Source organism: Streptomyces sp. KMM 9044 (genome assembly GCF_024701375.2).
Lineage (GTDB): Bacteria > Actinomycetota > Actinomycetes > Streptomycetales > Streptomycetaceae > Streptomyces.
On the sequence record NZ_CP113910.1, the window covers coordinates 4,021,971 to 4,042,380 of the forward strand.

General features: G+C 70.1%; 21 protein-coding genes and 2 pseudogenes. 15 read left to right on the top strand and 8 right to left on the bottom strand.

All coding sequences use genetic code 11. The annotated features are described in order from the left end of the window. Positions 1 to 289 precede the first annotated feature (289 nt). From HUV60_RS18185 to ygfZ, 3 genes are all read left to right on the top strand, one after another. Positions 290 to 865 (top strand): FABP family protein, encoded by a 576-nt coding sequence (locus tag HUV60_RS18185; protein WP_257848319.1) that lies wholly within the window; start codon positions 290 to 292, stop codon positions 863 to 865. An 81-nt stretch (positions 866 to 946) separates the two neighbouring features. Further along, a complete protein-coding gene (locus HUV60_RS18190; protein WP_257848320.1) occupies positions 947 to 1,384 on the top strand; it encodes a Fur family transcriptional regulator in 438 nt (145 codons plus the stop codon). A gap of 9 nt (positions 1,385 to 1,393) precedes the next feature. Further along, positions 1,394 to 2,359 carry a CAF17-like 4Fe-4S cluster assembly/insertion protein YgfZ gene (gene ygfZ, locus HUV60_RS18195; protein ID WP_257848321.1) on the top strand — a complete coding sequence of 322 codons (966 nt, stop codon included), beginning with the start codon at positions 1,394 to 1,396 and terminating at the stop codon, positions 2,357 to 2,359. 22 nt (positions 2,360 to 2,381) lie between these two features. On the opposite strand, the gene dtd is transcribed toward ygfZ, so the two are convergent. Next, the gene (gene dtd, locus HUV60_RS18200) at positions 2,382 to 2,807 is read right to left on the bottom strand and encodes a D-aminoacyl-tRNA deacylase (RefSeq protein ID WP_257848322.1); all 426 of its coding nucleotides are present in this window, start codon (positions 2,805 to 2,807) and stop codon (positions 2,382 to 2,384) included. 179 nt (positions 2,808 to 2,986) lie between these two features. Here dtd and HUV60_RS18205 point away from each other — a divergent pair, with 179 nt between their 5' ends. The 3 genes from HUV60_RS18205 to HUV60_RS18215 all read left to right on the top strand — a co-directional run bounded on the left by HUV60_RS18205 (position 2,987) and on the right by HUV60_RS18215 (position 6,326). Beyond that, positions 2,987 to 3,625, top strand: a complete 639-nt coding sequence (locus HUV60_RS18205) for an RsiG family protein (protein ID WP_257848323.1) — start codon at positions 2,987 to 2,989, stop codon at positions 3,623 to 3,625. Positions 3,626 to 3,732: 107 nt separating this feature from the next. Continuing rightward, on the top strand, positions 3,733 to 5,007 hold the full coding sequence (locus tag HUV60_RS18210) for a GNAT family N-acetyltransferase (protein ID WP_257848324.1): 1,275 nt from the start codon (positions 3,733 to 3,735) through the stop codon (positions 5,005 to 5,007). A gap of 437 nt (positions 5,008 to 5,444) precedes the next feature. Next, positions 5,445 to 6,326, top strand: a complete 882-nt coding sequence (locus HUV60_RS18215; RefSeq protein WP_257848325.1) for a winged helix-turn-helix domain-containing protein — start codon at positions 5,445 to 5,447, stop codon at positions 6,324 to 6,326. A 45-nt stretch (positions 6,327 to 6,371) separates the two neighbouring features. Here the strand turns inward: HUV60_RS18215 and HUV60_RS18220 are convergent, their stop codons facing one another. Next, the gene (locus HUV60_RS18220) at positions 6,372 to 6,560 is read right to left on the bottom strand and encodes a hypothetical protein (RefSeq protein ID WP_257848326.1); all 189 of its coding nucleotides are present in this window, start codon (positions 6,558 to 6,560) and stop codon (positions 6,372 to 6,374) included. A gap of 163 nt (positions 6,561 to 6,723) precedes the next feature. Here HUV60_RS18220 and HUV60_RS18225 point away from each other — a divergent pair, with 163 nt between their 5' ends. Beyond that, entirely contained in the window at positions 6,724 to 7,614 is an 891-nt protein-coding gene (locus HUV60_RS18225) for a GntR family transcriptional regulator (protein ID WP_257848327.1), read from the top strand. Positions 7,615 to 7,772: 158 nt separating this feature from the next. Here the strand turns inward: HUV60_RS18225 and ltrA are convergent, their stop codons facing one another. Then, entirely contained in the window at positions 7,773 to 9,227 is a 1,455-nt protein-coding gene (gene ltrA / locus HUV60_RS18230) for a group II intron reverse transcriptase/maturase (protein WP_257848328.1), read from the bottom strand. 312 nt (positions 9,228 to 9,539) lie between these two features. On the opposite strand from ltrA, the gene HUV60_RS33955 reads away from it, so the two are divergent. The 5 genes from HUV60_RS33955 (at position 9,540) to HUV60_RS18250 (ending at position 12,849) form a co-directional block, all read left to right on the top strand. Next, positions 9,540 to 9,920 (top strand): transposase, encoded by a 381-nt coding sequence (locus HUV60_RS33955; protein ID WP_257853085.1) that lies wholly within the window; start codon positions 9,540 to 9,542, stop codon positions 9,918 to 9,920. Beyond that, positions 9,871 to 10,734 carry an IS3 family transposase gene (locus HUV60_RS18235; RefSeq protein ID WP_443047338.1) on the top strand — a complete coding sequence of 288 codons (864 nt, stop codon included), beginning with the start codon at positions 9,871 to 9,873 and terminating at the stop codon, positions 10,732 to 10,734. Before HUV60_RS33955 ends, HUV60_RS18235 begins: the two co-directional genes overlap by 50 nt. Before the next feature lie 280 nt (positions 10,735 to 11,014). After that, complete coding sequence (locus HUV60_RS18240) at positions 11,015 to 11,608, top strand: helix-turn-helix domain-containing protein (RefSeq protein WP_257848329.1); 594 nt, start codon at positions 11,015 to 11,017, stop codon at positions 11,606 to 11,608. A 76-nt stretch (positions 11,609 to 11,684) separates the two neighbouring features. After that, entirely contained in the window at positions 11,685 to 12,362 is a 678-nt protein-coding gene (locus HUV60_RS18245; RefSeq protein WP_257848330.1) for a hypothetical protein, read from the top strand. Between the two features lie 154 nt (positions 12,363 to 12,516). Further along, positions 12,517 to 12,849 carry a DUF2516 family protein gene (locus HUV60_RS18250; RefSeq protein ID WP_257848331.1) on the top strand — a complete coding sequence of 111 codons (333 nt, stop codon included), beginning with the start codon at positions 12,517 to 12,519 and terminating at the stop codon, positions 12,847 to 12,849. A gap of 42 nt (positions 12,850 to 12,891) precedes the next feature. Here HUV60_RS18250 and HUV60_RS18255 read toward each other — a convergent pair whose 3' ends face one another. From HUV60_RS18255 to HUV60_RS18265, 3 genes and pseudogenes are all read right to left on the bottom strand, one after another. Then, complete coding sequence (locus HUV60_RS18255) at positions 12,892 to 14,364, bottom strand: PP2C family protein-serine/threonine phosphatase (protein ID WP_257848332.1); 1,473 nt, start codon at positions 14,362 to 14,364, stop codon at positions 12,892 to 12,894. Positions 14,365 to 14,736: 372 nt separating this feature from the next. Then, a pseudogene (locus HUV60_RS18260) lies at positions 14,737 to 15,917 on the bottom strand (NlpC/P60 family protein). Between the two features lie 207 nt (positions 15,918 to 16,124). Further along, positions 16,125 to 16,916 (bottom strand): class I SAM-dependent methyltransferase, encoded by a 792-nt coding sequence (locus HUV60_RS18265; RefSeq protein WP_257850144.1) that lies wholly within the window; start codon positions 16,914 to 16,916, stop codon positions 16,125 to 16,127. Between the two features lie 383 nt (positions 16,917 to 17,299). Here HUV60_RS18265 and mshA point away from each other — a divergent pair, with 383 nt between their 5' ends. Together mshA and HUV60_RS18275 are read left to right on the top strand one after the other, a co-directional pair. Continuing rightward, complete coding sequence (gene mshA, locus HUV60_RS18270) at positions 17,300 to 18,637, top strand: D-inositol-3-phosphate glycosyltransferase (protein WP_257848333.1); 1,338 nt, start codon at positions 17,300 to 17,302, stop codon at positions 18,635 to 18,637. Next, positions 18,630 to 19,148: a YbjN domain-containing protein gene (locus HUV60_RS18275; RefSeq protein ID WP_257848334.1), complete on the top strand. Its 519-nt coding sequence runs from the start codon at positions 18,630 to 18,632 to the stop codon at positions 19,146 to 19,148. Before mshA ends, HUV60_RS18275 begins: the two co-directional genes overlap by 8 nt. 80 nt (positions 19,149 to 19,228) lie before the next feature. On the opposite strand, the gene HUV60_RS18280 is transcribed toward HUV60_RS18275, so the two are convergent. Further along, positions 19,229 to 19,387 carry a hypothetical protein gene (locus tag HUV60_RS18280; RefSeq protein WP_257848335.1) on the bottom strand — a complete coding sequence of 53 codons (159 nt, stop codon included), beginning with the start codon at positions 19,385 to 19,387 and terminating at the stop codon, positions 19,229 to 19,231. Between the two features lie 80 nt (positions 19,388 to 19,467). Between HUV60_RS18280 and HUV60_RS18285 the strand changes: the two genes are divergently transcribed. After that, entirely contained in the window at positions 19,468 to 20,067 is a 600-nt protein-coding gene (locus tag HUV60_RS18285) for a hypothetical protein (protein ID WP_257848336.1), read from the top strand. A gap of 67 nt (positions 20,068 to 20,134) precedes the next feature. On the opposite strand, the pseudogene HUV60_RS18290 reads toward HUV60_RS18285, so the two are convergent. Beyond that, a pseudogene (locus HUV60_RS18290) lies at positions 20,135 to 20,371 on the bottom strand (helix-turn-helix domain-containing protein); the annotation flags it as partial. Positions 20,372 to 20,410: the final 39 nt, after the last annotated feature.

Genomic DNA, 20,410 nt, shown 5'->3' on the forward strand with positions numbered 1-20,410 from the left:
CACCCTCGTCCCTCCGTACCCGCGAGCCCGCCGCCGGGTGACCGCAGGTCCCGACCGCCACCCCCACCGCCGGGTGGGTGCACGACGGGGCCGGGGTCCGGCCGCGTAAGCTGGGGGCTGCCCTGTGCACACGTCATGCACCGCACCCCGCTCAAGGAGCATCCCGTGGTTCTCTTCTACGAAGCCCTGCTGGTCCTGGTCGCCGTCGGCGTTCTCGCCTTCGCCGGGCTCGCCGTGAAGAAGCTGTACCAGGGTCAGCGCTGACCGCCCACTCCAGGAACTGTCACTGATGATCGAGATCCCGTCCGACCTCCACAAGGACCTCGTACCGCTCGCCTTTCTGCTGGGCGACTGGGCGGGCGCAGGTGTGCACGACTTCCCCGGCGCCGAGAAGTGCAACGTCGGGCAGGAGGTCTCCTTCACCCACGACGGCCGGGACTTCCTGGAGTACTCCTCCCGTACCTGGGTGCTCGACGAGGACGGCGGCAAGGCCCGGCCGCTCGAGTCCGAGCACGGCTTCTGGCGGATCGATGCCCAGCGCAAGGTCGAGGTCACGATGACCCGCGACGACGGCGTCATCGAGATCTGGTACGGCGAGCTGGCCCACCAGAAGCCGCAGATCGACCTGGTGACGGACGCCGTGGCGCGCACCGCGGCCTCCCGGCCCTACAGCGGCGGCAAGCGGCTGTACGGCTACGTCAAGAGCGACCTGATGTGGGTCGGCGAGAAGCAGACCCCCGAGGTCGAGCTGCGCCCCTACATGTCGGCGCAGCTGAAGAAGGTCGTCACTCCCGAGGACGTCGAGCGCTGGGCCAAGGCCCTGCCCGACGACATGCCGGACGACGGGATCGCCTTCTTCAGGTGAGCCCTCCGGCTCCGGAAGCCGGGGCCCGCGAGCCCGGCACGATCCGGATGGCAGGCCGTCGGCAGGCCCTAGACTCGTGGTGTGGTGAGCACCGACTGGAAGAGCGATCTCAGGCAGCGCGGCTACCGGCTGACGCCGCAGCGACAGCTCGTGCTCGAAGCCGTCGACACGCTTGAGCACGCGACCCCCGACGACATTCTCGTGGAAGTGCGGAGAACGGCGTCGGGGGTCAACATCTCGACCGTCTACCGCACCCTGGAGCTCCTGGAGGAGCTGGGTCTGGTCAGTCACGCCCACCTCGGGCACGGCGCTCCGACCTACCACCTCGCGGACCGGCACCACCACCTCCACCTCGTCTGCCGGGACTGCACCGAGGTCATCGAGGCGGACGTGCAGGTGGCCGCCGAGTTCACGGCGAAGCTGCGCGACACCTTCGGTTTCGACACCGACATGAAGCACTTCGCGATCTTCGGCCGTTGCAAGGACTGTTCCCTGAAGGGTTCAACGACCGAGTCGTAGGCTAGGAGTATGAAAAGCCCCCTGCTGACCCTGCCCGGTGCCGTTCCCGCCGAGGGCGTGGATGAAGGCGTCGCCGCCCACTACGGCGACCTGTTCCGCGAGCAGCGTGCCCTCGCGGAAGGCACCGGCTTCGTCGACCTGTCCCATCGCGGGGTCGTCACCGTCTCCGGGCCGCAGCGGCTGAGCTGGCTGCATCTGCTGCTCACCCAGCACGTCAGCGACCTTCCGCCGCACCGGGCCACCGAGGCGCTGGTCCTCTCCGCGAACGGCCACATCGAGCACGCGCTCTACCTCGTCGACGACGGTGAGACGGTCTGGGCCCATGTCGAGCCCGGCACTCAGGAGGCGCTGATCGCCTATCTGGAGTCGATGAAGTTCTTCTACCGGGTCGAGGTCGCCGACCGCACCGCCGACTTCGCGGTGGTGCACCTGCCCGCCGGTTCCATCGCGGAGGTGCCCGAGGGCGTCGCCGTCCGCGAGACGCCGTACGGCCGTGACCTGTTCCTGCCCGGCGCCGACCTGGAGTCGTACGCCCAGAAGGCCGGGCCGCCCGCCGGTCTCCTCGCCCACGAGGCGCTGCGGGTCGAGCAGCACCGTCCCCGGCTCGGTTTCGAGACGGACCACCGCACCATCCCGCACGAGCTGGGCTGGATCGGTGGCGCGGTGCATCTGCAGAAGGGCTGCTACCGGGGCCAGGAGACGGTCGCCCGGGTCCAGAACCTGGGGAAGCCGCCGCGCCGGATGGTCTTCCTGCACCTGGACGGCAGCGAGGTCCACCTGCCGCCGGCCGGCACCGACCTCCGGCTCGCCGACGACGGCCCGGACGGCCGCCGGATCGGCTTCGTCACCACGTCCGCACGCCACCACGAACTGGGCCCGGTCGCCCTCGCGCTGGTCAAGCGGAACGTTCCGGTCGACGCCCGTCTGATGGCCGGGGACACGGCGGCGGCCCAGGAGACCGTGGTCGAGTCCTGACCCACGTCGGACATGACAGGGGTCAGATCTCGAGGAGGACGGTGAACGGGCCGTCGTTGGTCAGCGACACCCGCATCCGCGCGCCGAAGCGGCCCGTCGCCACCGTTGCGCCCAACGAACGCAGCCGGGCGACCACCTCGTCCACCAGCGGTTCGGCCACGTCCCCGGGGGCGGCGGCGTTCCAGGTGGGGCGGCGGCCCTTGCGTGCGTCGCCGTAGAGAGTGAACTGGCTGATCACCAGGAGGGGGGCGTCGAGGTCGCTGCACGACTTCTCGTCCTGGAGCATCCGCACCGACCAGAGCTTGCGGGCGAGCTGTGCCGCCTTCTCCTTGGTGTCCTCATGGGTGACGCCGACCAGGACGCACAGTCCCTCGCCCTCGATCGCCCCCACCGTCTCGCCGTCCACGACGACGCTCGCGCCGTCCACCCTCTGCACCACTGCACGCATACGTCCATCATGCCGGTCGGCGAACAGATGACTGACGATGGTCCGCGCGGGGCCCCGGGCGGGCTATTTTTTTACTCCTTGGCTCCCATCTGGGGCGGATCGTGGGCACTCGGCCACATAGCGGGCACCAAGGGTGGCACGATGCTGACACACACCGGTCGAGGGGACGGTTGAGGCACATGAGCACACCAGGAACCGGGCAGCAGTCCGGACCCGTCCCGTCGGCCCGGGCGGGGGTGGGGGAACGCGAGTTCCACCGCCCGCCCGCACAGCGCACCGACAGCCCGGCGCTGGCCGAGGAACACCCGGGCCCCGAGCCCGCCCTGGCCGTCCGCAGCCTGCCCGACCTGCGTACCCTGCGCCGGGACGCCCAGCGCGACGAGGCCGACCTCAGCTATGTGCGGCGGCTGCTCCAGGGGCGGATCGACATCTTGCGGGCGGAACTGGCCCGTCGTGTACCGGCGGACGCGGCCTCGGTCGCCGCGCCGGGTGAGGCGTCCGTGGTGGAGCGGCTCGCGGAGATCCTGCGGGACACCCCGGCCCGCCAGCGTTCGTCCGCCCGTCATGTGACCCTGGGGACGCCGCAGAGCGAGCGGTACCGGCGGCTGGCGGCGGAGATGCTCGCCGAGGTCGAGCTCTCGGACCTGGGCGCGCGTACGGACGGGGAGCTGATCGCCGCGATGGGGCGGCTGGTGCGCTGCGAGCAGCGGGTGTCCCGGAGCCGGCAGGGCCTGCAGCGCACCGCCGACGACTGCAGCGCGGAGATCACGCGCCGGTACCGCGAGGGGGAGGCCCAGGTCGACGACCTGCTGGTGTGAGGCGGGCGGGGCGTGGTGCCGGGCGGACGGCCCGCACGCGGTGGTCGGGCCGTGGGCGGTCGGAAAAGCGCGCGACACCTCCTTCGGGGCCGATCTACCGTGAAGGCATGACCCCCAGCGCCGGAACGCCTCGCACCGACATCGAGGTACGCCCGATCACAAAGACCGAGTTCGCCGACTGGAACCGGGCCCTGAACACCGGGTTCCTGCGGGAGCCCACTTCCTGCGAGGAGGACCTCGACACGCGGCGCCGCCTGTACTTCACGCCGGGCCGGTTGCTGGGGGCCTTCGACGGTGGCCGCTGTGTCGCGACGTTCCGTTCGTTCGCGCAGGAAATCACCGCGGTCGGCGGGGCCACCGTGCCCGCCGACGCGATCACGAACGTCAGTGTGACTCCCACGCACCGCAGGCGGGGGCTGCTCACCCGCATGATGGCGCAGGACCTCGCCGCCGCGAAGGAGCGCGGGGACGTCGTCGCGACCCTCATCGCCGCCGAGTACCCGATCTACGGCCGCTACGGCTTCGGCCCCGCCACCTGGTCCACCGAGTGGACCGTCGACGTCCCGCGCACCGGTCTCGACCCGCGCCGGTCCCACCCGGAGGACGGCGGACGTGTCGACCTCGTGGACGCGGAGGACGTGCGCAAGCTGGGCCCGGACCTGCACGAGCGGCTGCGCGCGCTGCAACCGGGTGCGGTCAGCCGGACCGATGTGTGGTGGAAGACCGCCACCGGCGCCGTGCGCTTCCCCCCGACGTGGAACGAGCCCTTCTTCGCCGTGTACCGCTCGGCGGGCGGCGAGGTCGAGGGCATGGTCTCCTACGCCGCGGACGACACGTGGGGCGACTCCAAGCAGCCGTTGAACACGGTGCGGGTGAACTGGCTGCTCGCGGTGAGCCCGGCCGCGGAGCGGGCGCTGTGGCGCTACCTGTGCTCGATCGACTGGGTCGTGAAGGTGAAAAGCGGCTGGCGGGCCCCGGACGACCTGCTCCCGCTCCTCCTGCCGGACCCGCGCGCCGCCGCCGTGACGACGCAGGCGGACTGGCTGTGGGTGCGGGTCCTGGACGTCGTACGGGCGCTGGAGGCCCGGACGTACGAGGCGGCCGGATCGCTGGTGCTGGAGGTGGTCGACGGTGTGGGGGCGGCCGGCGGGCGCTACCGGCTTCAGGCGTCGAAGGATGGCACCGGGACCTGCGCGGCGACCACCGATGACGCCGATCTGACCCTGGACGTGGCCGAGCTGGCGCCGCTGTGGCTGGGCGACGAGTCGGCGGTGCGGCTGGCGGCGCTGGGCCGCGTCCGTGAAGAACGAGCGGGCGCCGCCCGTGAGGCCGACGCCCTGCTGTATACGTCCAGGCGACCGTGGTGCCCGGACATCTTCTGAGCGCTGCCGCTGCCGCTGCCGCTGCCGCGCTCCGTCGGCGGTGTGCTCCCTCCTCCCTCTCGTCCGGCGGGTGCCGGGGCACCCGTGGCTGTGGCTGTCTTCGTGTCATCCGTAGTGGCTCTTGCGGTTCTTGCTGTTCAGTTGTGGTTGTGGTGGTGCTGACCGACCGGGTTCCCGGCTCCCCTCCGGAAGGGAAGCCCGGTCGGCGGCTCGAGGAGTGGCCCCCACTGTCACGCTGATGGCCAACCTCCTCGAAAAATCAACCATGTTGCTCAAGTTGGTGACCAACTTCTCTTAAGTTATCTCCGCTTGGATGCGGCTCATAACCACCTTTTGATGAACTGCCGAAAGATGGCGAGAAGTTGTAGGGTTTCGGCGTGGACCCGGAATACGCCACCGCCGCTGGACAGAAGAGGCCACAGAGGACACATCGCGAGGTGGCCGACGAGCTGCGCGCCCGGATCAGGTCCGGAGAGCTGCGACCTGGCCAGCGCATGCCCACTCAGGCGAAGCTCGCGGACGAGTTCGGCGTCGAGCGCGGTGCCGTACGCCAGGCGCTGCGCATCCTGCAGTCCGAGCAGTTGCTCACCAACGTCGCCAAGGGTGCCCCGGCGACCGTCGCCGACCGTCCCGGCGACGCGCCGACCGGCCCGGAAGCGCTGCCCCGGCCCACGACGGCGGCCCTCGCACCCCGTATCGCCGCCGCCTTCGAGGCCGAACACGTCGAGATCGACGCCGTCTGCCTGACCGCGATATCCCTCACCCTCGCCATCGGCGAACCGCTGCGCCGGATCCATGCCGGACGGATGAAACCGGTCAAGGTCGACGTCCGCGTCCTGCTGCCCGGCAGGAACATCGACCTCGCCTTCCCGGTGTCGGTGAAGGACCCGGACGACAACCGGAGCGGAAACCGGGGCGGCGGTCGCCGGGGAGGCCGTGGCGACGACCCCGTGCACGAGCGGTGGCTGTCGATGCGCAATGCCCAGGGGCAGGTGCTCCGGCACGGTCTGCTCGCCCTGCGCGCCACCCACGGCATCGACGTGCGGGTCTCCTTCCGGGCGCTGCCCTTCACCCCGCCGATGAAGCTGTACCTGCTGAACGGCGCGGAGGCACTGTTCGCCTACTACACGCTGGCCCGCAGCGAGGCACAGATCGGCCAGGAGAACGTCCAGACGTACGACACGCAGGGCACCCGCTCCGCGCTGTTCGCGTTCGAGCGGGGCGCCGGGATGCGGGACAGCGCCTTCGTGGCGCAGTCCCGGCTGTGGTTCGACGCGCTGTGGGAGACGATCAGTTCGGAGCTGCTGCTCACGGGCTGACGTCCCCCCGCCCCCGTGGGCGGGGGCTCGGCAGCTGCGGTGGGATCAGAGCGCGGGCCGTGTCACCAGCAGCGCGAGCAGGACGGCCCCGGCGGAGCTGACCCCCGGGCTGTTGGCCTTGATGCCGACGGTGAGCAGCAGCAGGCCGATGATGCCGGCGATGCCGTACTTCCATTCGACGTACTGCTCGAGGGTGACGACGAGGACCGCGGAGATGAGAGTGAGGACTGGCACGATTTCCCCCTTCGTGCTATTTCGTGCTTCCCTGTTGACGGAAGCGGAACTTCCGCCAACTTGGTCGAGTTGGCAACCAACTCTAGCTAGGTTGTCCCCACTTGGCGGGTGCTTGTAAACAACTTTCAAACAACTCCCCATAGGTGGATCATAGTTGTAGCGTTTGGTCGTGACCCAGGAGAACGTCGCAGTGAACGGCAACGGCAGGAACTCGCCCCAGCAGATCGCCGACATCCTGCGCGAACGTATCCGCGCCGGGGAGCTCAGGGCCGGTGAACGTCTGCCCACCCAGGCCGAACTCGCCGAGGAGTTCGGCGTGGAACGCGGCGTCGTCCGCCAGGCACTGCGCGTCCTCGCCGACGACGGCCTGCTGAGCAACGTCAGCAAGGGCAGCCCGCCCCGGATCGCCGAACCGGCCCCGGCGTCCGGCGAGCCCCAGCCGACCATGGTGGGCCTTGCCCCCCGCCTCACCGACGCCTTCCACGCGGCGCACGTCCGCATCGACGTGGTGTCCCACACGTCCGAGACGCTGATGGTCGCCGTCGGTGAACCCGTCCGGCTGATCCACGAGGGCAGACTCCGTCCCGAGTCGATCGAGTTCCGCGTCCTTTTGCCGTCCCGGACCATCAACCTGGCCTTCCCCGTCCTGGTCGCCGATGTCGCCGATGTCGCCGACGGCGACCCGGTGCACGAGCGGTGGCTGCAGATGCGCAACGCCCAGGCCCGGGTGCTCCAGCACAACCTGCAGTCCGTCCGTCACACCCACGGCATCGACGTCCACGTCAGGTTCCGCGCCCTGCCCTTCACCCCGCCGATGAAGCTCTACCTGCTCAACGGGCAGGAGGCGCTGCTCGGTTACTACCTGCTGGCCAGACGCGAGGAGGAGTGGGGCACCCAGACCCTGGACATGTACGACGCCCTCGGCTCCCAGTCCCTGCTCTTCTCGTTCACCAAGCAGGCCGGCCAGCGGGACCAGGCGTTCGTGGAGGAATCCCAGAAGTGGTTCGACGCCCTCTGGGAAACCATCACAACGGACCTGGCACTCTCCTGGTGACTTCTGATGCGGCGTGGACCGAACCGGTGATTGACCATGTGCGGTCGGCCCAGAGCGCGGTGGCGGCATTGCTGCCGTTCCGTTTCTCTGGGCCGCCGACCCGAACCGGACGTGCGTGTTGGCCACGCATCCGGCTCTCCACGTGGCTTGCCCAGCGGTCAGCCGTTGTTGGCTGCCGGTTCGATGGTCCACGGAGTCGGGATCCGAGCTCCGCGGTAGCGGTAGCGTTCGATCATGACGCTGGATGCGCCGAGGAACACGGTGCCGCTGTCGGCGAACCTCCATCCCTGGTCACAGAATCCCTTCAACTGGCTGCTGGGGATGCCGTGTTTGCGGCGGAGCCAGATCGCGACGCGGTGCCACGCGTGGTGGTCGACCGCGTTGAATGTCCGCTTCGCCGTGCCGTGTCGGAAGTAGGTCGCCCACCCGGTCATCGTCCGGTTCAGGCCCTCCAGGAGGGTGGCCAGACTCTGATTCTGGGTGTGTCTGTAGGTCCGTTCCGAGACTCGGTCCTTGACGGCCTTGATGGCCTTCTTCGAGGGCCGGGTATAGACGACGAGCTTGTTCGTGCCGCGTTTCCGCTGGCGGCGGATGTGGTGGCCGAGAAAGTCGAAGCCGTCATCGATGTGGACCACACGGGTCTTCTCCGGTGAAAGCCGCAGTCCGATCGGGGCCAGGACCTCGGCGACCTGCTCGCGCAGGGCCTCGGCCCGGTGGGCCGGGCCGCTAACGAGGACGACGAAGTCGTCCGCGTAGCGGACCAATCTCCAGTTTCCCGTTCCAGTCTTGCGTCGCTTCTCGCGCTGCCAGCTGGTGCCCATCCGGGTGTGCCACTGGACGTGGAAGTGCTTGTCCAGTGCCGTCAGAGCGATGTTGGCCGGCAGCGGGGAGAGGATCCCGCCCTGGGGAGTGCCGGTGGGGGTGTCCTTGGCGATGCCGTGGTGCATGACCCCGGCCTTCAAGAACGCCTTCACCAGCGCCAGGACGCGCTTGTCAGAGATCCTGGCCCGTAGCCGGTCCATCAGGGCGACGTGATCGATGTTGTCGAAACACGCCTCGATGTCGGCTTCCAGGACTACGGAGTAGCCCCGGCGGGCCAGATACACAATCTCCGCGATGGCGTCATGGGCTCGGCGGCCCGGCCGGAACCCGTAGGAGACCGGCAGGAAGTCGGCCTCGAAGATGGGCTCCAGGACCGCCTTCGGTGCGGCTTGCACGACCCGGTCCTTCACGGTCGGAATGCCAAGATCACGCATCTTCCCGTTGGACTTGGGGATCTGGGTGCGCCGCACCGGCGCGGGCCGGTAGGTCCGCGCCTTGAGCTCGTCCCTGATGTCCATCAGGAACGGCTGTACTCCCGGCCCGGATTCGATCGCGGCCACGGTCAGCCCGTCGATCCCAGCCGTCTTCGCCCCGGTGTTGCCCGCGACCCTGTGCCAGGCATCGATCAGGAACCCCGGATCGTAGACCAGGTTGTACAGATCATCGAATCGGCGCGAGACATCTGCCCGCGCCCACTGGTGCAACTTGAGCTGCATCTTCCGTACCGGGACACCCGGCCGCCAAGCGGCGGCCATCCCGGCCCCGGTGTTCACCAGGGCATCTTCGGACATTGCAGTCCTCTCCTTGTCTGTCACGCTGCCGCCCTTCCCCGTGCGGCCGGCTTTCCCGGCCTCGGAGTACTACGGCGGCTCCGCCCCGTCCACGTCCTTCGGCGGGCAACGCGCCTATCCCGTTCCGTGCTGCTGGAGGCGACTCGGGTCGGGAGCGGATCGCGGACGGTTCCCACGTTCACCGCTGATCGATCGATGGGTTAGGTGTCCGGCTATGCCCCTGCGGCATCGCCACGGTTACGCCGTAGACCTTCACCTGAGGTGCCCCGGAGTTTCCGGACAGGGACCCAATAGGGTTGTTCTGTCAAGGAAATGAGGAAGTTCGAAGTGGCGCCACCCAGCAAGTACACCCCGGAGTTTCGTGAGGAAGCCGTCCAGATGGCACTCCGGTCCAGCAAGACCATCTCGGAGACGGCCCGCGAGCTCGAATTGAACTCGGAGACACTCCGGGGCTGGGTGAAGAAACACCAGAAACGGAACGAGCCAGCTGCCGGTGCACCGTTGACGCTCGATGAGCGGGCGCGCTTGAAGGAACAGGACCGGCGCATCCGTGAACTGGAGGCGGAAGTCTCCTTCTTGAAAAAGCCGCAGCGTACTTCGCGAAGGATCCCCGGTAGCGAGCAAGTACGAGTTCATCGAAACGATGCGGCTCGGCACAGCGGAGTGCGCGTATTCCGTCGAGTTCATGTGTGAACGGCTCGGCGTGTCCAAGTCTGGCTATTACGAATGGCGGAACCGTCCCAATTCTGCGACGGTCCAGCGGCGCGAGGAACTGAAACTGCTCATCAAGAAGGCATTCGACATGTCCGACAGCACCTACGGCTACCGGCGCATCCACGCCCAGCTCGCCCGCTGGGGCCACACCGCCGGCCTGGAGCTGATCCGTATGCTGATGCGTGAACTGGGCCTGGTGCCCTGCCAGCCGAAGCCGAAGCGGTGGTCGCTCACCAAGGCCGCCGCGGGCGCCGTGCCGGATCTCGTCGGCCGCAACTTCACCGCCGACGCCCCCGGCGAGAAACTCGTCGGCGACATCACTTACATCAAGACCGGAGAAGGGTGGCTGTATCTCGCGACCGTCATCGACTGCTGCACGAAGGAAGTCATCGGCTACGCGATGGACGACCACTATCAAACTCCCCTCATATCCCAGGCAATTCGCAACGCGGCACGGAACAGGAAACTCGCCGACGGCGCGATATTTCACTCCGATCGCGGGTCGAACTACATGTCAGCAGAGTTCGCGGCGACGCTGAAGCGGTTCAGGCTCCGCAGATCTTCCGGGCGTACCGGGGTCTGCTTCGACAACGCCATGGCAGAATCGTTCTTCGGGGCCTTGAAGAACGAGCGGGTTTCCCGCGTGACTTACCTGACCCGAGAGGCCGCCCGACAGGACATCACTCGATACATCGAACTCTGGTACAATCGCAAGCGCCTCCACTCGGCTGTTGGTTACCGCCCGCCGCGAGAAGTCCACGCCGAATACACGGAGTTGCACATAGCCGCGTGAAATAGACGGTCAGCTCACTGTCCGGAAAACGCGAGGCCCCTCAGTAGACAGGGCACCGCTGTGTCGCGGACGAACGTCGCGGGCAGTGGCCCGGCTGGGGCAGCTTGCTGCGCAGGTCGCCCGGGACTCGTTCACTCCACATCGCAGACTCGGCGGGAAACCGCAGATAGACCGGGAACGGACAGCAGTGGTCAAGTGGCGCGCTCAGCCGCAGCACGGCATGGTGCACTATTGCAAGCGACTGCTTGCAATAGTTAGCGTAGTGGGGCAGGGTGGAGGCATGGCATCACTCAACGTCGGCAATCTCGGTGAGTATCTGCGGGAACAGCGGCGCAACGCGCAGTTGTCGCTGCGGCAGCTCGCCGATGCCGCCGGGGTGTCCAATCCATATCTGAGCCAGATCGAGCGCGGGCTGCGCAAGCCGAGCGCGGAGGTGCTGCAGCAGGTCGCCAAGGCGTTGCGGATCTCCGCCGAAACACTGTACGTGCGCGCCGGCATCCTCGACGCCGAGCGGGACCGTGACGACGTGGAGACACGGGCCGTCATCCTCGCCGACCTCACCCTGACCGAGCGTCAGAAACAGGTGCTCCTCCAGATCTATGAGTCCTTCCGCAAGGAGAACGGGTTTGCGGGTCCCGAGGACGGTGAGACGACGGGCAGCACCAGTGGTGCCGGTACCGCTCAGGCAGCCGAGGTCCGGGAGGTTCCGGACGGTTCCGTGGGTGGTGCCGGGATGAGGCGAGGGCGTCAGGGCGGTGGCGGTGCGTCCGCCAGGCGCCGGGCTCCCTCCGCCCGCAGGGGCGGTACGTCCGCCGAGCGCCGCCCCCGTACGGCCGGCGGCAGTGACACCGATCCGCAGCAGACGGCCGGCTGAGCCGGACCAGGGCACCGGCCGCCGCCGCGGATCACACAGACCCTCAGCCGAAAACGAATCCGGGAGGACCCCCACCATGGCCATCACCGACGACCTGCGCAAGACCTTCAGCCACCCGACCCCCCTCTACTTCGCCGCCGGCACCGCCGACCTCGCCCTGCAGCAGGCCAGGAAGGTGCCGGGGCTGGTGGAGCAGATCCGTGCCGAGGCTCCTTCGCGCATCGAGGCCGTCCGCCAGACCGACCCGAAGGCCGTGCAGGAGAAGGCGACCATCAGGGTCAAGGAGACGCAGGAGACCGTCCAGGCCAAGGTCGGAGAGTTCTTCGGCTCGCTCGACACGGACCTGAAGAAGTTCGGCGAGAGCGCTCAGGACCTCGCCCTGCGCGGCGTCGGCGTCGCCGCCGAGTACGCCGTCAAGGCCCGGGAGACCTACGAGAAGGTCGCCGAGCACGGCGAGCAGACCGTGCGGACCTGGCGCGGCGAGGCCGCCGAGGGCATCGAGGACATCGCCGTCGCCGTCGAGCCGAAGAGCGAGCCCAAGCCGAAGCTCGAGGCCGTCGAGTTCACGGACGCCAAGGACGCCAAGGACGCCAAGGACGCCAAGGACGCCAAGGACGCCAAGGACGCCAAGGACGCCAAGGACGAGAAGACCGTCCCGGCTCCCTCCGTGTCCGCCGAGACGAAGAGGCCCGCCGCCAAGAAGGCGCCGGTGCGCAAGCCCACGGCCAAGAAGACGACGCCGCCCGCCGAGTAGGCGCGGGCGGAACCGCAGAGGTGAGCCGTGGGGGAACCTGGACGGGCCGGGCACTCTTGTGGTGTCCGGCCCGTTCTACGGATAGCCGGCCGGCGGTTGTGGGTACGGTGAACCGCGTAAGGACAAGCCGAATCGGGTGGTGGACGTTGTGCTGATGCAGGGCTTCGCTGGGTTCATGTGGCTGCTGAGCGCGGCCCTGATCGTTTTCAGCGGATTCGCGCTGATCGACGCGGCCACCCGGCGTGAGGACGCCTACCGTGCGGCGGACAAGAAGACCAAGCCGTTCTGGCTGATCATCCTCGGGCTCGCCTTCGTGGTGAACCTGATCTTCAACATCCTGTCGTTCCTGCCGATCATCGGACTGATCGCGACCATCGTCTACATGGTCGACGTCCGTCCCGCCCTGCGCGGCCTCTCCGGCGGCGGGCGCAGCCGCAGGGGATCCAGCAGCGACGGCCCGTACGGTCCGTACAACGGCGGACGGTAGGACGGACCGCACGGGGAGCAGCGGCTGCGGCCACGACTGAGGTTACGGCTGGGGACGCGGCTGCGGCTGGGGTACCCGGTCCAGGAGGAGTACCGCCACGTCGTCGGTCAGCTCGCCGCCGTTGAGGTCGCGGACCTCGTCGACCGCCGCCTGAAGCAGTTCCTCGCCGCGCAGGCCGTCGGTGAGCCGACGGCGGACCATGCCGACCATGCCGTCCTGGCCGAGCCGTTCCCCGGTGTCGCCGACGCGGCCCTCGATGAGGCCGTCGGTGTAGAGCATCAGGCTCCACTCGGCACCCAGTTCCACCTGCGCACGCGGCCAATAGGTGCCGGGCAGCAGTCCGAGCGCGGGGCCGTTGTCGTCGTACGGCAGCAGTCGCGCGGGGTGTCCCGGGCGGGCGAGCAGCGGTGCCGGATGGCCCGCCAGCCACAGGCCCGCCTCCCGGCCGTCGGGGGAGATGTCCACCGCGCAGAGGGTCGCGAAGATCTCGTCGTCCGCGCGCTCGTGTTCCAGCACCTGCTGCAGCGTGCCCAGCAGCTCGTCCCCGCACAGGCCCGCGAGCGTCAGCGCGCGCCAGGCGATCCGCAGCTCCACGCCGAGGGCTGCCTCGTCCGGGCCGTGACCGCAGACGTCGCCGATCATGGCGTGCACGGTGCCGTCCGGGGTGCGGACGACGTCGTAGAAGTCGCCGCCGAGCAGAGCGCGTGAGCGGCCCGGACGGTAGCGGGCGGCGAAGTGGAGCGGGGAGCCGGTCAGGAGCGGCGTCGGCAACAGCCCGCGTTCCAGCCGGCGGTTCTCCCGGGCGTGCAGCCTGCCCTCGGCGAGCCGGCGCTCGGCCGAGTCGGAGCGCTTCCGCTCCACCGCGTACCGGATCGCCCTGCTCAGCAGCCGGCCGTCCAGCTCGTCGCGGAAGAGGTAGTCCTGTGCGCCCACGCGTACCGCTTCGGCGCCCCGCTCGGCGTCGCCGGACGCGGTCAGCGCGAGAACGGCGTGCCGGGGCGCGAGCTCCAGCACGTGCTTGAGCACGGCGAGCTCGTCGTCCCCCGCACCGCCGGCGCTGCCGTCGCTGTTGCCGGCGCCGTTCGCCGCCCGGCCGCCGGGTGCGGGCAGGGCGAGGTCCAGCAGGATGCAGTGGACGTCGTCGGTCAGCAGCCGCTCGGCCTCGGTGAGGTTGCGGGCGGTGCGGACGCGGACCGGCCTGCCGCTCCGGTCGAGCAGCGCGGGCACGATCGGCGAGCCTGCCGGGTCGTCCTCGATCAGCAGCAGGGTGAGGTTGGTGGGGGCGGTCGAGGTCGCCCCGGCGCTGTCCGGTGTAATCCTGGTCCTGGCCTTCTCCGTGTGGTTCTCGGTGTCGGTGGGGGTGGTGGCGCTGTCCGCGGTGTGCTCCGCGGGGCGTGGGACCGTGGTCCCGGCCGCCGGGGTGCCGTCGGTGGGGCCGCTGTTCATGGGTGCGGCGTGCGCCTGACCGCTTTCCGCGGCCGGGAGCGTTCGCTGCCGCGGTATGGGCACGGGCATCGTTTCGGGTTCCTTCCCTCCCCCCGAGGGCGTGGTGGGGGCGCGGGGTCTCGGCCCGTCCCCCGTGCTCACGAACTGCCTGCGAGCAGGGGTGCTCTTTTCCAGCGGGGACGATAGCGGGTGTCGGCGCCGCAGCGGAATGGCGTGGAGCACGCCGTTCGGCCATCCGCCGGTGTCATATGCCGCGTTATGGGCGGCATTTGGACAGGCGTCGAGGATGCATCCCGAATGACGAACGTCACGTGCGCGGGGGTTTGGCGGGGCCCGTCACGTGGGCCGGGTCACGTGGTCCAGGTCACGGGGGTGTTGGGCGGGTGGGCCGGAGCAGTCCGGGGCGGACCGGGCGGAGGGGGCGGGAGGGCCGGCCCCGGGTCACTCGGCCCGCGTCCCCGGCGTCGCTTCGCCTCCGCTGTCGGTCCCGCCCGGGCGTACCACCCCGAGGACCGGCATCGAACCGGCGCCGGCGGTCGTCACCGTCCGTCCCGGGCGCGGGGCGTGCACCATGGAGCCGTCGCCGATGTACATGCCGACATGGCTGGCGTCGTCCCAGTAGATGATGAGGTCGCCCGGCCGCATGTCCCCGACGGCCACGCGCGGCAGCTGCCGCCACTGCTCCTGCGAGGTGCGCGGAATGCCCTGCCCGGCGGGTGTCCACGCCTGTGAGGTCAGCCCCGAGAGGCGTACCCCTTCGGGCCCTCGGCACCCCACACGTACGGCTTGCCGATCCGCGCGGTGGCGTACGCGACGGCCTTCTCGCCCTGCCCGGTCGCCTCGGCCGCGGCGCCGTCGAGGGCGCCGGACTTCAGCCAGGCGGCCTGGGCCCTCCGCGCGGCCCGACGTTCCAGTTCGGCCAGGCGCTCCTTCTCCTTCTCCTTCTCCTTCTCCTTCTCCTTCTCCTTCTCCTTCTCCTTCTCCTCCTGCTCCAGATCGGACTCGACCTTCTCGGCCGCCGCGATCTGCTTCTCGATCCTCTTCTGCGCCTTGGCCTTCGCCTCGCGACCCGTCTCCAGCTTCCGCCACTGGGCCTCGGCGTCCTCCGCGTACTGCTCCAGGTCCTCCTGCGTACGCTTCATCTCACCGAGCAGGTTCTTGGCCGCGCGCTGGCCCTGACGTATCCGGCCCGCGTCGACGAGGAAGTTCTGCGGGGTGTCGCTCAGCATCAGACGGGCCTCGGGCGGGAGTCCGCCGCCGCGGTACTGGGAAGCGGCCGACGCGCCCGCGCGGGCCTTCAGGTCGTCGAGCTTCTCCCGGCCCTTGACGGTCTTCTCGGCCAGCTCGACGATCTCGGCGGACTGCTGCTTCGTCTTCTCCTCGGCGGCGTCGTACTCCTCGGTGGCGACGGCCGTCGCGCGGTAGAGCGTGTCGAGCTCCTTGCGTACGGCTTCGAGATCCTTGGACGGGGCCGCGCCCGGGTCCGCTCCGGCGCTCGTGCTCGGACCGGGGGACGGCGGGGGAGTGGGGGCCGCGAACGCCGCGCCCGGTGCCGCCAGCACGGTGATCGCGCAGACCACGGTCACCGCCGTCGCCGTCAGAGTGCGCCTGTCCGTCCCCATGGCCCCGCCCCCGAGCTGATCAACCGTCAGCGACATCCCGTCGTCGGGGGGATGTCGCCACGCCGGCCTGGGAAGTGACCAGAGGTGACACTTCCCCTCCCCCTCTCCTCGCCATGGCGACCGGCCCGTCGATGGGACGAACGACTCGCGGCGACCGTTCCCGGCGCCGGTCCGGGGGCAGGGGGCAGGGGGCATCGGAGTGCCGCCTCACCCCCGCGGTGCCAAGGCCTCCCACCGCACCGTGACTTCGCCCTGCCGCCACCGTGCCGGGCCGTCCGTCACCGGCCAGTCGGCCGAGAGGTCCCGCACCGTACGGATCCAGCGCTGGCGGGCGCCGTACGAGGCGTAGGGTGCCGCTGCCGCCCAGGCGCGGTCGAAGTCGCGCAGGAAGGCGTGCACCGGCTCGCCGGGGACGTTGCGGTGGATGAGCGCCTTCGGCAGGCGTTCCGCCAGGTCGGAGGGGCGTTCCAGGGAGCCGAGGCGGGTCGCGAACGTGACCGTGCGCGGCCCCTCGGGGCCGAGGGCGACCCATACGTGTCGCCGCCCGACCTCGTCGCAGGTCCCCTCGATCAGCAGTCCTCCGCGTGAGCCCCGCTCCGGGGCGGCCGGGGCGAGCCGCGCGCACAGCCGCTGCCAGACGGCGGCGACCTCGGCCTCGTCGTACTGGCGCAGGACGTTCGCCGCGCGGACCAGCGTCGGCCGGCCGGGGAGCGGGATCTCGAAGCCGCCGTGCCGGAAGGACAGCCCCTCCCGCTCGTGGGGGCGGGCCGCCGCGACCCGGGCCGGTTCGATCTCGACGCCCACCACGCGCGCGCGGGGGGCCGCGGTGCGGAGGCGGTGCAGCAGTTCGACCGCTGTCCAGGGGGCGGCGCCGTAGCCGAGGTCGACGGCGAGGGGGGTCTCCGCACGGCGCAGTTCGGCGCCGTGCGTGGCCGCGATCCAGCGGTCCATGCGGCGCAGGCGGTTCGGGTTGGTCGTTCCACGCGTCACCGCGCCCACGACGGGGGGCGCCCCGTTCATGGGGGTCCCCCCGCTCGAGCGGAGTCGAGAGCGGTGGAGGGAGGCGGCGCGGGCGGTCATGCGTACGAGGGTATGCGGCTACCCGGAACAGGACCGGAACAGGACCGGATCGGCACCGAACGGACTCGAACGGACTCGAACGGGCCCGACGGGGCACCGACGGGAGCCGCTGTCCGCGCGGACAGGCCCTTTCCCTGTAACGCACCTTGCACTCGAACGGTTGAGCGATGCTCGGTAATGGTTCGGTAAAAACGCGATCCGGGGAGGCCGTCCGGAAATGGGGACACCCGCCTTTGGTGTTGGACGGCTGGAGGGCTCCGCACGCCCCCGCACGCCATGCCCGCAGCGAGGAGGACCGGCACGTGAGCCAGTACACGGCCAGGCTCGGGCGGCGTTCCCCCGCCACACCCCCACGGCTGCGACTGCACCGCAGGCCCCGCCGTGTGGCGATGCTCTCCGTGCACACCTCACCGCTCCACCAGCCGGGCACCGGCGACGCCGGCGGCATGAACGTCTACATCGTGGAGCTCGCCCAGCGCCTCGCCGCGATCAACATCGAGGTCGAGATCTTCACGCGCGCGACCGCCGCCGCCCTCCCGCCCACCGTCGACCTGGCGCCCGGTGTCCTCGTCCGGCACGTCGACGCCGGTCCCTACGAGGGCCTCGCCAAGGAGGAGCTGCCGGCCCAGCTGTGCGCCTTCACGCACGGTGTGATGCAGGCGTGGGCCGGCCACCGTCCCGGCCACTACGACCTGGTCCACTCCCACTACTGGCTCTCCGGCCACGTCGGCTGGCTCGCCGCCCAGCGCTGGGGCGTTCCCCTGGTGCACGCCATGCACACCATGGCCAAGGTCAAGAACGCCAACCTCGCCGCCGGCGACACCCCCGAACCGGCCGCCCGCGTCATCGGTGAGACCCAGATCGTCGCCGCCGCGGACCGGCTGATCGCCAACACCGCCGAGGAGGCGGACGAACTCGTCCGGCACTACGCGGCGGGGCGGGACAAGGTCGCCGTCGTCCACCCCGGCGTCAACCTCTCCCGGTTCCGCCCCGCCGACGGAAGGGCCGCGGCCCGCGCCCGCCTCGGGCTGCCCCAGGACGCCCTGATTCCGCTCTTCGCGGGCCGCATCCAGCCCCTCAAGGCTCCGGACGTGCTGCTCCGCGCGGTGGCCGTCCTGCTCGGTGAGCGTCCCGGGCTGCGCTCGAGGATCTGCGTCCCCGTCGTCGGCGGCCCCAGCGGAAGCGGCCTCGCCAAGCCCGAAGGGCTGCAGAAACTCGCCGCCCGCCTGGGCATCGCCGACGTCGTGCGGTTCTGTCCGCCGGTCGGGCAGGAGCAGCTCGCCGACTGGTTCCGGGCCGCTTCCGTCCTCGTCATGCCCTCCTACAGCGAGTCCTTCGGTCTGGTCGCCATAGAGGCGCAGGCGGCCGGCACGCCGGTGCTCGCGGCCTCGGTCGGCGGACTGCCGGTGGCCGTACGGGACGGGGACACCGGTTTCCTCGTCCAGGGCCACGACCCGCGCGCGTACGCGCGTGTGCTGCGCGAGCTCGCCGACGCGCCGCACCTCGTCGACCGGATGGGCGCCGCCGCCGCCCGGCACGCCCTGTCCTTCGGCTGGGACAGGTCGGCCGCCGCCACGGCCGACGTCTACACGGCCGCGACGCAGGCGCACCGCCGTCACGTACGCTCGCACCATGGCTGACAGGGCGGCGGAAGCGGAGCAGGGGGCGGCGCAGGTCGTCGAGGGCGTGCTGAAGGACGCCGAGCTCGACTGGGAGAGCCCCGCGCCCGGCACGTACGTCGTGAAGCTGCCCGGCACCCGCAAGCTGTCCACGACGGTCTCCCTCATCGTCGGCCGCCACTCGCTCTCCCTCAACGCCTTCGTCGTCCGTCACCCCGACGAGAACGAGGCAGGCGTCCACCGCTGGCTCCTCGAGCGCAACCTCAAGCTGTACGGCGTGGGTTACGCCGTGGACCCGCTCGGCGACATCTACGTCACCGGGCGCTTCCCGCTGGCCGCCGTCACCCCCGACGAGGTCGACCGGCTGCTGGGCCAGGTCCTGGAGGCGGCCGACGGCAGCTTCAACACCCTCCTGGAGCTCGGGTTCGCCACCGCGATCCGCAAGGAGCACGCCTGGCGGGTGTCGCGCGGCGAGTCGACCCGGAACCTCGACGCGTTCGCCCGGCTGATCGAGCGGTCCCCGGAGGGGTGACGACCGCGCAGGTCACCGCGGAATTCCGAACGGATGTACGGGAATGTGCTGTTAATCTGCCGCGATCCGGACCCTGTCGGTCAGGGTCCCCGCATGAAGAGGACGTGCATGCGCACCGGCAGATCCGCGCCCGTGGCCGTGCTCACGGGAGCGCTCGCCCTCGGGGCGTTCGCCGCCCCGTCCGCGCACGCGGCCGACACCGGCGTCACGGTGACGGACATGGTCGTGAACAAGGGCAAGCCCGTCATCGTGGGCGTTCCCGGGGAGAAGAACCCAGGCGTCAGCTTCCGCATGACCTGGCCCGTGGGCCACACCTCCGGTGACATCACCGCCTTCCCGTACCTGTACCACGACACCACGACACCACGGCCGTCAAGGCCCGGGACAGGGGCGGCGTCTACACGGGCTTCGTCATCTACCACGACGACACACCCCGCGCGGCGGACGTCGAGGGCGAGCTCTACATCGGCCCCCCTGGACCCTGGACTCCCACAACGACGCCACCACGTGGAAGATCGCTGTCAACGTCCGCCTCCGGACCCCCGACGACAAGCTCAAGGCCGAGGAGGACCTGACCGGTTTCGGTACGGTCCAGGTCAAACGCGCCGCGCGGGCCACGGTCAACGCCTCCCCGGAGCCGGTCGCCAAGAACAAGACGCTCACGGTGACGGGCAAGCTGACGCGTGCCGACCGGGTGCAGCACGCGTACGTCGGCTACGGCTCCAAGCCGGCCAAGCTGCAGTTCCGCCAGGCGGGCACCAGCACCTGCACCACGGTCAAGACCGTGCGGGCGAACTCCACGGGCTCCCTGAGGACCACCGTGAAGGCCGCCACCGACGGTTATTGGCGCTGGACGTTCGGCGAGACGTCCACGACGGGCGGGGTGACGGCGGCGGGCGACTACGTCGACGTGACGTGACTGACGTGACGCGGCTGTACAGCCGCTGTCCGGCCGGCCGGAGGCCGGTGCCTCGCTTCAGGAGGGGCTACCGGCCCCCGCGGTGACGGCCCGGCGGGACGCCGGCCAGTTTCCGGAAATGCCGTGTGAGGTGGGCCTGGTCGTAGAAACCGGTGGCCACCGCGACCTCACTCGGCGTCCGCCCCTCGAGCAGCAGCCGGCGGGCCCGGCCCACCCGGCGGGACATCAGGTACTGGTGCGGGGCGATACCGTAGGCGCCGCTGAACGCCCTTACGAGATGGGCGGGATGCGCGGCCAGCGCAGCCCCGCGGCCTCTCGCACGGGGAAAAGTCCCTGGCCGTCT